The 12,176-nt window shown below is 58.8% G+C and carries 11 protein-coding genes; 6 read left to right on the top strand and 5 right to left on the bottom strand.

Translation table 11 applies throughout. The features are described from left to right. From RHM55_RS15865 to RHM55_RS15840, 6 genes are all read left to right on the top strand, one after another. Entirely contained in the window at positions 1-1,206 is a 1,206-nt protein-coding gene (locus RHM55_RS15865; protein WP_322177276.1) for an SfnB family sulfur acquisition oxidoreductase, read from the top strand. Further along, on the top strand, positions 1,206-2,567 hold the full coding sequence (locus tag RHM55_RS15860; RefSeq protein ID WP_322177275.1) for an LLM class flavin-dependent oxidoreductase: 1,362 nt from the start codon (positions 1,206-1,208) through the stop codon (positions 2,565-2,567). The genes RHM55_RS15865 and RHM55_RS15860 overlap by 1 nt, the downstream gene beginning before the upstream one ends. Positions 2,568-2,634: 67 nt before the next feature. Continuing rightward, positions 2,635-3,423, top strand: a complete 789-nt coding sequence (locus RHM55_RS15855) for a MetQ/NlpA family ABC transporter substrate-binding protein (protein ID WP_416151983.1) — start codon at positions 2,635-2,637, stop codon at positions 3,421-3,423. Between the two features lie 2 nt (positions 3,424-3,425). Then, positions 3,426-4,547, top strand: coding sequence for a methionine ABC transporter ATP-binding protein (locus RHM55_RS15850; protein ID WP_322177274.1), 1,122 nt, complete (start codon positions 3,426-3,428; stop codon positions 4,545-4,547). Continuing rightward, on the top strand, positions 4,537-5,181 hold the full coding sequence (locus tag RHM55_RS15845) for a methionine ABC transporter permease (RefSeq protein ID WP_322177273.1): 645 nt from the start codon (positions 4,537-4,539) through the stop codon (positions 5,179-5,181). Before RHM55_RS15850 ends, RHM55_RS15845 begins: the two co-directional genes overlap by 11 nt. 63 nt (positions 5,182-5,244) lie before the next feature. Continuing rightward, a complete protein-coding gene (locus RHM55_RS15840) occupies positions 5,245-5,871 on the top strand; it encodes a class I SAM-dependent methyltransferase (protein ID WP_322177272.1) in 627 nt (208 codons plus the stop codon). Here RHM55_RS15840 and RHM55_RS15835 read toward each other — a convergent pair. The 5 genes from RHM55_RS15835 to RHM55_RS15815 all read right to left on the bottom strand — a co-directional run bounded on the left by RHM55_RS15835 (position 5,786) and on the right by RHM55_RS15815 (position 12,154). Continuing rightward, a complete protein-coding gene (locus tag RHM55_RS15835; protein ID WP_322182971.1) occupies positions 5,786-8,128 on the bottom strand; it encodes a glycoside hydrolase in 2,343 nt (780 codons plus the stop codon). The genes RHM55_RS15840 and RHM55_RS15835 overlap by 86 nt on opposite strands. A gap of 129 nt (positions 8,129-8,257) precedes the next feature. Next, the gene (locus tag RHM55_RS15830; protein WP_322177271.1) at positions 8,258-9,277 is read right to left on the bottom strand and encodes an ABC transporter substrate-binding protein; all 1,020 of its coding nucleotides are present in this window, start codon (positions 9,275-9,277) and stop codon (positions 8,258-8,260) included. A 39-nt stretch (positions 9,278-9,316) separates the two neighbouring features. Beyond that, positions 9,317-10,171, bottom strand: a complete 855-nt coding sequence (locus tag RHM55_RS15825) for an ABC transporter permease (RefSeq protein WP_322177270.1) — start codon at positions 10,169-10,171, stop codon at positions 9,317-9,319. 188 nt (positions 10,172-10,359) lie between these two features. Beyond that, a complete protein-coding gene (locus tag RHM55_RS15820) occupies positions 10,360-11,241 on the bottom strand; it encodes an ABC transporter ATP-binding protein (protein ID WP_322177269.1) in 882 nt (293 codons plus the stop codon). A 16-nt stretch (positions 11,242-11,257) separates the two neighbouring features. Beyond that, positions 11,258-12,154: a TauD/TfdA family dioxygenase gene (locus RHM55_RS15815; protein WP_322177268.1), complete on the bottom strand. Its 897-nt coding sequence runs from the start codon at positions 12,152-12,154 to the stop codon at positions 11,258-11,260. Positions 12,155-12,176: the final 22 nt, after the last annotated feature.

The following is a 12,176-nucleotide window of genomic DNA, read 5'->3' as shown; positions in this document are numbered from 1 at the left end:
ATGAGCCTTATATCTCACCTGCCGCAAACGGCAGCAGTGATCGACAGCGACGCCCAAGCCTTGAACATGGCCGCCGATCTGGCTGAACATTTTAAGCGCGACAGCGCCCTGCGTGACCGTGAACGCCGCTTGCCACACGAAGAACTGGAACTGTTTTCCCGCTCCGGTCTGTGGGGCATCAGCGTGCCAAAAGCTTTCGGCGGTGCGGGCGTTTCCATCGTCACCCTGGCCAAGGTCACACAACTGATCGCCGAGGCTGACTCGTCCCTCGGACAGATTCCTCAGAACCATTTCTATGCCCTTGAGGTGCTGCGCGTGAATGGCAGCGCTCAACAGCAAAAACGCCTGTACGCGGAAGTACTAGCCGGGCAACGCTTCGGTAACGCACTGGCCGAGTTGGGCACCAGAACCGCTCACGACCGCACTACGCGCCTGACCCAGGACGGTGATGGCTATCGCATCAACGGCCGCAAGTTTTACGCGACCGGCGCCTTGTATGCGCAGCGCATACCGACCTCGGTGGTGGACGAACAAGGTGTGCAACAACTGGCCTTCGTCCCGCGTGACGCTGCGGGCCTGACGGTGATCGATGACTGGAGCGGCTTCGGCCAGCGCACCACCGGCAGCGGCTCTGTGGTGTTCGATAACGTGTTTGTCAGCGCCGATGACGTGGTGCCGTTTCAAACCGCCTTCGAACGCCCAACTACCGTAGGCCCGCTGGCACAGATTCTTCATGCGGCCATCGACACCGGCATCGCCCGCGCGGCCTATAAGGACGCCTTGCACTTCGTCCGCACTCGCACCCGGCCATGGATTGATTCCGGTATCGAAAAAGCCGTGGACGACCCATTGACCCTGCATAGCTTCGGCAAGCTCGGCGTTCGCCTGCACGCGGCCGAAGCGCTGCTGGAACGCGCCGGTGAGTTTCTTGATCGCGCCCAAGCCGACAGCACCGCTGAAAACGTCGCTGCCGCGTCCATTGCGGTGGCCGAAGCACGCGCCATCAGTACCGAAATCTCTCTCGCAGCGGGCAGCACCTTATTCGAGCTGGTGGGCAGTCAAGCCACATTGGCCGAGCATGGCCTGGACCGTCACTGGCGCAACGCCCGCGTGCACACCCTGCACGACCCGGTGCGCTGGAAATATCACGCCATCGGCAATTACTACCTCAATGATACAAACCCGCCACTGCGGGGGACCCTCTGATGACGAAGAAAAAAATCCTCCTCAATGCGTTCAACATGAACTGCATTGGCCATATCAACCATGGCCTTTGGACGCATCCCAGGGACAACTCCACCGAGTACAAGACTCTCGAATACTGGACTGAGCTGGCGCAACTGCTGGAGCGCGGCCTGTTCGATGGCTTGTTCATCGCCGATATCACCGGTGTGTACGACGTGTATCAGAACTCGGTGGATGTCACGCTTAAAGAGTCGATCCAGTTGCCGGTCAATGACCCGCTGATGCTGCTGTCGGCCATGGCGGCGGTCACGAAAAATCTGGGGTTCGGCCTGACCGCCAACCTCACGTATGAAGCGCCGTATCTGTTTGCCCGACGCATGTCGACCCTCGACCACCTGAGCCGTGGCCGCGTGGGCTGGAACATTGTTACCGGTTATCTGGACAGCGCAGCCAAGGCCATTGGCCTGAGCGAACAGGTCGAACACGACCGTCGTTATGATCAGGCCGATGAATACCTGGAGGTGCTGTACAAACTCTGGGAAGGCAGCTGGGAAGATGACGCGGTGATCAATGATCGCCAGCAACGGATCTATGCCCAGCCCGAAAAAGTGCACAAGGTTCGGCACAAAGGCGAGTTCTACCAGGTCGAGGGTTATCACCTTTGCGAACCGTCACCGCAGCGCACCCCGGTGTTGTTTCAGGCAGGCACTTCTGATCGCGGTTTGCAGTTCGCCGGGCGCCATGCCGAGTGCGTTTTTATCAGCGGACAAAACAAGGTCGCGACCCGCGAGCAAGTGGACAAGGTTCGCGCCAGCGCCAAAGCCGCCGGGCGTAACCCCGAGGACATCAAGGTGTTCATGGGCTTGAATGTGATCGTCGGCGCCACCGAGGAACTGGCCCGCGCCAAGCATCGGGAGTATCTGGAATACGCCAGCGCCGAAGCAGGCGTTGCGCATTTTGCGGCCTCTACCGGGATCGACTTCGCGGAATACACACTGGACGAGCCGATCCAGTACGTGAAAAGCAACGCGATCCAGTCGGCGACCAAGAGCCTGAAAAACAATGATTGGACCCGCCGCAAACTGCTCGATCAACACGCGCTGGGCGGGCGCTACTTCACCCTGGTCGGCTCGCCGGAACAGGTGGCTGACGAACTGGAATCCTGGATCGCCGAAACCGGTCTCGACGGCTTCAACCTGACCCGCACCGTGACCCCGGAAAGCTATGCGGATTTCATCGATGTGGTGATTCCGGAACTGCAACGCCGTGGTTCTTACAAAACCGCTTATGACAGCGGCACCCTGCGCGAGAAGTTGTTTCGCGAGGGCCCACGTTTACCTGCGTCGCATGCGGGGACGGGGTATCGACATGCGGGGAAATAACAATGCAACTGTTGCGCACGGTCAGACAACATCAACTCCAGCCCTTATTACTCCCAGGATTTCAGCCATGACCAAAACAATAATCACCCTGGCCCTCGCGCTCTTCACTCTCAACGCCCACGCCGACGATAAACCGCTCAAAGTCGGCACTACCGCCGCCTTTGCCATCCCGCTGGAAGCGGCCGTTGCAGAAGCCGGCAAGCAAGGCCTGAAGGTAGAGCTGGTGGAGTTCAGCGACTGGATCGCCCCGAACGTCAGCCTCGCGGCAGGCGATATCGACGTGAATTACTTCCAGCACGTCCCGTTCCTGGAAAATGCCAATGCCGCAGCGGGCTTCCATCTGGTGCCTTACGCGTCCGGGATCATCAACAACGTCGGGCTGTATTCGAAGAAGTACAAAAGCCTCGATGAGCTGCCGACTGGCGCCACCGTGGCCATCGCCAACGACCCGATCAACAGCGGACGCGGCCTGCAACTGCTGGCCAAAGCCGGGCTGATCACCCTCAAACCTGGCGTCGGCTACAAGGCCACCGAAGAAGACATCGTTGCCAACCCGAAAAAAATCAAACTGATTCAGGTCGAGGCTGTGCAACTGGTGCGCGCCTACGATGACGCTGATCTGGTGCAGGGCTACCCGGCCTACATTCGCCTGTCGAAAACCTTCGATGCCGGTTCCGCGTTGCTGTTCGACGGTCTGGATCATAAGGAATACGTGATCCAGTTCGTGATCAAGCCCGAGAACAAAAATGACCCGCGTCTGGCCAAGTTCGTCGACATCTACCAGCACTCGCCCGTTGTTCGCGCCGCCCTGGATAAAGCCCATGGCAAACTCTATCAAGCCGGCTGGGAAGGCTGAACATGAACGCGACCGCCCAACGCCAGTTACAGCATGAATCGCCCAGGGCCGAGCAGCCCTCGGAGCTGCACCCGGACTTGAATCGGGCCCATGTGCGTTTTATCAACCTGGGCAAAACCTATGACAGCCAGCACGGGCCGGTGGATGCACTGCAGAACATCGACCTGGCGATTCAACGCGGTGAGGTGTTCGGCATCATCGGCCGTAGCGGCGCGGGCAAGTCTTCATTGATTCGGACCATCAACCGCCTGGAGCGCCCGAGCAGCGGTCGGGTGCTGATCGATCAGGTGGACATCAGCGAGTTCGACGAAGACCATCTGGTGCAGCTGCGTCGGCGTATCGGGATGATCTTTCAGCACTTCAACCTGATGTCGGCCAAGACCGTGTGGCAGAACGTCGAACTGCCGCTCAAAGTCGCCGGCGTGCCTCGTGAACAGCGCCAGCGCAAAGTCGCCGAACTGCTGGAACTGGTCGGTTTGCAAGACAAGCACAAGGCCTACCCGGCACAGCTGTCGGGCGGACAGAAACAGCGCGTGGGGATTGCCCGCGCCCTGGTCCATGATCCGGCGATTCTGCTGTGCGATGAAGCCACCTCGGCGCTGGACCCGGAGACCACGCAATCGATTCTCGGTCTGCTACGCGAGATCAATAAACGGCTGGGCCTGACCATCATTTTGATCACCCATGAAATGGCGGTCATCCGCGATATCTGCGACCGGGTGGTGGTGCTTGAACACGGTCAAATCGTCGAGCACGGCCCTGTGTGGCAGGTGTTCGGCAACCCTCGGCACGACGTCAGCAAAACCTTGCTGGCGCCGCTGCAACACGGGCTCCCCGAGGATGTGCAAGCGCGCTTGAACCCCGAGCCACAGCACCCCACGGCTGCGGTGGTACTGGACGTGCATTTCACTGGCGTTGGCGGCGAAGAGCCGGACCTGGCCGCGCTGTTCAATTCCCTTGGCGGGCGCATCAGCTTGTTGCAGGGTGGGGTTGAGCGCATTCAGGGCCGCGCACTGGGGCATCTGGTGATCGAGGTCGCCCACTCGCCACATGACTTGGACGAATTACTCAATCGCGCCCGCACACTGGCGCAACGCGCGGAGGTATTGGGTTATGTGGTTTGATCGACTGCTTCAAGGTGTCATCGATACGTTTTTGATGGTCGGGGTATCGTCATTGATTGCCCTGCTGCTGGGCATTCCGCTGGCAGTGATTCTGGTCACCAGCGCCAAAGGCGGAATCTACGAAGCGCCCACTCTGAATCGCGTGCTGGGCGCCTTCGTAAATCTGTTCCGCTCGATTCCGTTCCTGATCCTGATGGTCGCGCTGATTCCGTTCACCCGGCTGATCGTCGGCACCACCTACGGCGTCTGGGCGGCCGTGGTGCCGCTGACCATCGCAGCGACGCCGTTTTTTGCGCGCATCGCTGAAGTCAGCCTGCGCGAGGTCGACCATGGCCTGATCGAAGCCGCGCAAGCCATGGGCTGCCGCCGATGGCACATCATCTGGCATGTGCTGCTGCCCGAAGCGTTGCCGGGTATCGTCGGCGGCTTCACCATTACACTGGTGACGATGATCAACTCGTCGGCCATGGCCGGGGCTATCGGCGCAGGTGGATTGGGTGACATCGCCTACCGCTACGGTTATCAGCGCTTCGACAGCCAGGTGATGCTCACTGTGATTGCCTTGTTAGTGGTGCTGGTCGCAGTGATTCAGTTTGGCGGTGATCGACTGGCTCAGGTGCTGAACAAGCGTTGAGTGATTGAACAACGGCTGGGCGGGGGTATATTCATCACTTACCCACGCCCAGACAGACCCGCAATGAAACTCGCCCCGCAGGACCTCGCCAAAATCACCGCCACCACCGTCGGCCACTACAACGAAGTGGCTGACGACTTCCGCGAAGGCACCCGTGACCACGACGTCAGCCAGAACATAGCCGCGCTGCTGCGACATATCGAAGGCGAGGCGCCGTGGCATATTCTGGATTTTGGCTGCGGACCGGGACGCGATCTGAAGACCTTCAGCGCCATGGGTCATAGTGCGGTGGGTCTGGACGGCGCCGAGCGTTTCGCCGACATGGCCCGTGCCGAGACCGGCTGTGAAGTCTTGCAGCAGAACTTTCTCGAACTAGATCTACCGGCCGAGCGCTTCGACGGCATCTTCGCCAACGCAGTGTTGTTCCACGTCCCCCGCCAGGAACTGCCACGGGTCCTGCGCGAACTGCACGCAACGCTGAAGCCGGGCGGCGTGCTGTTCAGCTCCAATCCAAGGGGCGAAAATCAGGAAGGCTGGAACGGCAGCCGTTATGGCTCCTATCACGACCTGGAAGCCTGGCGCGAACTGCTCAATGACGTGGGCTTCACCGAGCTTGAACACTATTACCGCCCCGAAGGACTGCCCCGCGAGAAACAGCCGTGGCTGGCGAGTGTGTGGCGCAAGGCTTGAAGGACTTCCCACAGAGATTTTGGTCGGCAATATATTCCGTCACCTGCCCGTCCGCCTCAAACGCTGTAATAGACTGCCCGGCAAAGCGCTTGCCGACGACCTCCCGCACCTGGCGATCAAAGTTGGCCACCAATCGCGTGCCATCGGTAAACGTGGTCTGCTGAACTTGCCGATCGGGCGTCAGCCAGCGGAATTCCGTCAAAGACTGAGTCCCCAAACGTTGGTGCAAAGGTTGGAAAAAAGCGTTCTGGCGCTCAATCAGCGGCAACCGATGCTTCAGCGTGTCAGCACTCAGGTGGTAAAGCGGCGGCACGTTGTAGAGCAGTTGTATCAACTCGTTCTCCGCTCTCACGTTACTCAGCTTGACGTTGTCGAACAGCCAGTGATGAGTGGTGATCACCGAGCCATGGAACACGGCCTGATACAGGGGGAGCCTCGTAGCGGGATCGAAATGGACGGTTCGATAGGGTTCTTTGATCGGAACCTGCTTGAAGAATACGCTCGGCTGTTCTGGTGGGTACCAGTCACCCAGATAGTACGGTGACTGTTTGTTTTTGCTGAGGTCCGGATCGCCCCAACCAATAACCGGCGTCTGCATACCATGAGCGAACAGGATGCCTTGGGCGGTGACAGCATTTCCGTCTTCAGAGCCTGCGACCAGCTTCAAGGTTTCAGCGATCCAGCGTGAGGCATCAATATTGCCAGCGGCATTTTGCGCTTGGGTCATGCTGGCGTCAGGACGATAGCTGTCGAACAACATGCTGGTCGCGTAGGCATCGAGGAACCAACTGTTGAACCCGGCTTTAGCCTGAATCGCCTTTATTCGAGCCTCAAGTAAAGGCCGCACGCAGCGCGGGTCGGTGTAATGTCCTGACTGCTGGAACCCACTCTTGAACTCGCCGCGCTTCAATAATATGGCGCAATCGCGATAGGCGTCGTTTCCCAGATGCGCGGTAGTCCAGTCCGGGTTTTCCGTCGACGACAATGCCGTTTGATAAGAGTCGTATGGGGCCATCAGATAGCCAGCCTGTACGCCGGCGCGTATCGCCTCGGGATGCCACAGGCCGCCTTCCCAACCTTCGGCCACTCCCAGCCACAAACGCGTCAGCTTGGCGGCCTGGAGTTGCTTGATCGTCGTCTCGGACATGATGCTGCCCCACCGCTCAGGCTGCGGTGTCAGCGCCGTGACGAAAGCCTTCGCGAACTCCTCGCGCAGTTCGCCGTAGCGATTGGCCAACGCCTGCATATCCGGTCTGGCCGCCCCCTGCCAACTTTCTCGCGCTTTGGTGTTCAGGGCTTGATTAAGGCCGCTCAACAGGGTGGCCTGTTGGTAACGGCTAAGCGGGGGCTGGGCGATTTCCAGCATCTGCGTGGCTGCAGCATCAAGATAACCGCGCAACGCTGTAGCCAATGTTCCTTTGCCGCGCAGTAGTTCAAGCAAGCGCGGCCAACTGCGTACATCATCCGGCCCGAGTAAATCATTGCCCCATAAATAGATGTGACTGGCTCCCAGCAACTTCGCGGCTTCTGGGGTCTTCCGCAGTTTGTCGCTGAAGGTTTCATAGCGTCCAGCTTGAATCAGCCCCTGTCGATAGCGTTTGGCGCCAGCCAGCGGGTCGGCCTCGCCCAAATAGAGGCTAAAGGTCAGCGGCGTCAACGGGGCCAGCGAGGTGAATTCATGACTGGCCGCAATCGCCAACCCCAGGCCTTCGGCGCTCAATGTCAGGCGGTTATTGTAGGGATTCGTCATCAGCCAGTTCAGGGTGAAACCGCCATGATCGATACCCCACAGCGGCAAGCTGAGGTCCTGAGTGGTATTGAATTCGCCCTGATCCAGCAGGAACCGCTGCCACACTGGATCACCTGCCGGGACATAACGCCCTTCAGCAAGCGGCCATATCAAGCCCTTCCCCATCGCATGACCGGGTTGCCGGAGAAAAACCAGCTCACCGGGGTCTCGGGCTTGAATAGTCAGAGAGAGTTCACGCTGATCCAGCGTTGCGCTGAGCTGCCAGGCACCGTCATCCCACAGCCAGTTGATGCGCTCCGCATGCTTATCCAGAGCGCTGACCCGATGCGCAACCACTCCGGCGGAGGCTTGCACTGCTGCACCCCGGGCAGGAATGGCACGAATCGCCAGTGTTGCCGGGTCTATCTCTATTCGCCAATAGTCGTTTTCCAACCAGGTATCGGCGGCGGCCCATGGCGCCATTAACAGGGCGCAGATCAGCAGCCCTGAATACAAACATCGGTTCATGTAAAACATGCTGCCCCCGCGCGCCCGAAAATCGGCAACTGACTCGAAGTAGCAGAAATTAGTGGAAAACAAAAAAACTGTCTGTAGTACCGGTCCTAAAAGATCGCAGCCACCATCTATGAGTAGAAATCAGCTTCCCGGCGCGCCATGTGCTTCTTCGAAGAAGAAGTCTTTCCAGCTGTCAGCCTTGTTTTTCAGCACGCCCAATTCCTGCAATTTGCTGGCGTAGATGAAGGTGCGCTGAGGGGTGATGGTGAAATCGATTTCCGGGTCGGCGACGATTTTTTCGACGAAGGCCAATGGCAATTTCGATTGCTCCACACGAATGTAGGTCTGAGCAGCGGCAGGCTTGTCGGCCTTGATGATGTGCTCGGCTTCAGCCAGGGCGTCATAGAACGCTTTGTAGGTCTTGGGGTTTTCGTCGTGAAATTTTTCAGTGGTGTAGAGCACGTTGAACGTGGCCTGACCGCCGAGCACGTCATAGGAGCTGAGCACCTTATGCACCTTCGGGTTTTCCAGCTCCTGATACTGGAACGGCGGGCTGGAAAAGTGTGAACTGATTTCAGACCCGCCGGCGATCAACGCCGAGGTAGCATCCGGGTGCGGCAGGCTGACGGAGATCGTATCGAAGCGTTTGAAGTCGGCATCGCCAAACTGCTTGGCCGTTTCGATCTGCAACGTGCGTGACTGGAAGCCGACACCTGCGGCAGGCACGGCGATACGGTCCTTGTCAGTGAAGTCTTTCAAGCTCTTCACGTCCGGGTTGTTGCTAAGCAGGTAGTTAGGCATCGAACCCAGCGAAGCGATGGCCTTGACGTTCTGTTTGCCCTTGGTGCGATCCCAGAGGGTCAACATCGGAGGAACCCCGGCCGAGACCACATCCAGCGCACCGGCCAGCAATGCTTCGTTCATGGCCGTAGATCCCGAGATGCTGTTCCAGTCGACCTTGATGTCCAGGCCCTGCTGTTTACCGTGTTTCTCGATCAATTGCTGATCGCGCACCACGTCGAGAATCAGGTAGCCGATACCGAATTGTTGGGCGATGCTGATCTTGCCTTCTGCTTGCACGCCGCTGCTCAGGAGTGCCCCGAATAAACCGAATGCCGTCGCAAGTGCTGTCAGCGCCGGACGCTTGAAAGAAGTGGCCATGTGATCCTCGCAATGCAGATAAGAAGGTTACGCGTGTTGTCAGCGCTGCATGCCCCAGCGTTTTACGGTCAGGCGTTCGATGTTGTTGAACAGCAGGTTTTCCACCAGCAAGCCGATCAAAATAACGGCGGCCAACCCGGCGAATACTTTGTCGGTATACAGCTCGTTGCGATTCTGAAAGATGTACCAACCCAACCCGCCTTTACCCGACGACGCACCAAACACCAGCTCTGCGGCGATCAACGTGCGCCAGGCGAAGGCCCAGCCAATTTTCAGCCCGGCCAGAATCGATGGCAGCGCGGCAGGGATCAGAATGAACCAGACGAAGCGCAGCCCCTTGAGGCCATAGTTACGCCCGGCCATGCGCTGGGTTTCCGAGACACCGAGAAAGCCCGCATACGTATTCAGTGCCAGCGCCCACAGCACCGAATGCACCAGCACGAAAATCAGGCTGTTCTCACCCAGGCCAAACCACAGCAGCGACAACGGCAGCAAGGCAATCGCAGGCAACGGGTTGAGCATCGCGGTCAGCGTGCTGAGCAGGTCGCGGCCCAATTGCGTTGATACCGCCAGCGTCGTCAAGCCGAACGCAAGGATGATCCCGATCAGGTAGCCCTTGACCAGCACGGTCAGGGAAATCCAGACCTTGTTCAGCAACTCACCGGTGATGATGCCGTCGTAGAAAGCAGCGGCGGTCTGCAAAAAACTCGGCAGCAGCAGGTCATTGTTTTGCACACGCGCAGCCAGTTCCCAGATCACCGCCAGGGCGATCAGGATCACGCTTTTGCGCACCCAGCTCAGTTGCCAGATACGTTGCGTCAGCGGGATATCACCCGCCAGTGCCGCCTGAGTAAAAGGCGTCAGCGTGATTTCGTATTCCTCTCGGACGCTCATGCTCGAATTCTCTTGGTGGATCATGTCCAGGTAGGAGCTGACTTGTCTGCGAATCGGCTGCGCAGCAGTCGCAAAATGGCTGGATTCATCCCCGTATGAAGGTCCTCCGGGGCGGACGCGACCCCAGCCTTTCGCAGACAAGTCAGCTCCTACAGGGGTTAGCGTTTTTCTGGGAGACGGGGTCATGGTCAGTACGCTATGCGCACATCCTGGAAGCTCAGTTCGCGGTCCACCGGTTCGGTCCCACCCTCATCGAACAACAGGCGATGAATGCGTTGCGCGGTGTTTTGAAAACCGGCACCGCCGAGGCTGTTCAGGTCGTATTGATGGCTGTTGATTTCAGCCCGAACGCGGCCTGGATGGGGCGAAAGCAGCAAAATTCGGTTACCGACCACCAGCGCTTCTTCGATGGAGTGGGTGACGAACAACAAGGTGAAACGCACCTCGTCCCACAGCGCCAGGAGTTCTTCCTGCATCTTGCGTCGGGTCAGTGCATCGAGGGCGGCAAAGGGTTCGTCCATCAACAGGATTTTTGGCTGCATGGCCAAGGCGCGAGCAATCGCCACCCGCGCTTTCATACCGCCGGACAAGGTGTGCGGGTAGGCGTCGGCAAACGCGCTCAAGCCGACTTTGTCCAGGTAGTAACGCGCACGCTCTTCGGCCTCGCGACGCTTGAGAGTGCGAGACGCCACCAACGGGAAAATCACGTTCTGGATCACGGTTTTCCAGGGCGGCAACTGATCGAACTCCTGGAACACCACTATCCGGTCCGGGCCAGGTTCTTTGATTTGCACGCCCGCCAGACGGATCTGCCCTTCACTGGGCTGAATGAAGCCGGCCACAGCTTTGAGCAAGGTGGATTTGCCGCAGCCCGAGGGCCCCAGCAGCACGAAGCGATCCGCAGGGTCGATTTCAAAACTCACTTGATGAGTCGCCCGCACCACCCGCTCGGGGGTGCGGTACTCCAGGCTCACGCCCTGTACTTGCAACAAAGGCTCAGCCGTCTGCTGATTGACCTTGTGTGCGATAAAACTATCGCTGGCCGTGTGGTCCTGCAAAACAGCGTTCATGAAACAACTCCCTCGATCAGAACGGCGCATCACCTTGAATCGTGGTACGGAACAGCTTGCGGCGCAGTTCAGTGGGGCAACCCGCAGCCAAATGGATCAGCGAGCGGTTGTCCCAGAACACCAGATCATGGGGCTGCCATTGGTGCCGATAGACATGCTCTGGACGCACGCTGTGGGCATAGAGTTGATCCAGCAACTGGCGACTTTCGTCTTCCGGCAGGCCGACGATGCGCGTGGTGAATCCTTCGCTGACGAACAACGCCTTGCGCCCGGTTTCTGGATGGGTGCGCACAATCGGGTGAGTCACTTCAGCCACTTGTGCAAGCTGCTCCGACGTCAGCGCCGGGCGCCAGTTGGCGGCATTTTTGCCGTCGCTGTAGCGCGAGGTGTAGGAATGCACCGCCGAGAGGCCTTCGACCGCCTCACGCAGGGCGTGCGGCAACGTATCCCAGGCAACGTGCAGATTGGCGAACAACGTGTCACCACCTTCGTCAGGCAGCTCCTGGGCGTGCAGCATCGAACCGAGGCTCGGCAGTTCCTTGTAGGACAGGTCCGAGTGCCAATACTTGCCGGCATCGCCCAAGCCAATCGGCTGACCGTCCTCGACGATGTTCGAAACGATAAGAATTTCCGGATGGTTTTTTAGCAGAAACTGCTTGAGTACATGGATTTGCAGGATGCCGAAACGCCGACTGAAATCAATCTGCTGCTGCGGGGTGATGTGTTGATCGCGAAACACCACGACGTGGTAGTCCAGGTGCGCCTGATGGACACGGGCGAAGTCCGCATCGCTGAGAGGCCGGGACAGATCCAGGCCGATGATTTCCGCACCCACTTTTTCGGCGAACGAGCGTATGTCGAATGCTTGATCGGCTATGTATACAGATGAGGACGCTTGGGAGGCTGCTGGCATGAGAACTCCGACTCCGGGTGTG

Origin of the sequence: Pseudomonas sp. MH9.2 (genome assembly GCF_034353875.1) — a bacterium.
Classification (GTDB): Bacteria; Pseudomonadota; Gammaproteobacteria; order Pseudomonadales; family Pseudomonadaceae; genus Aquipseudomonas.
Note: the sequence above shows the minus strand (reverse complement) of the source record. Positions and strands in the feature narration are given on the sequence as shown.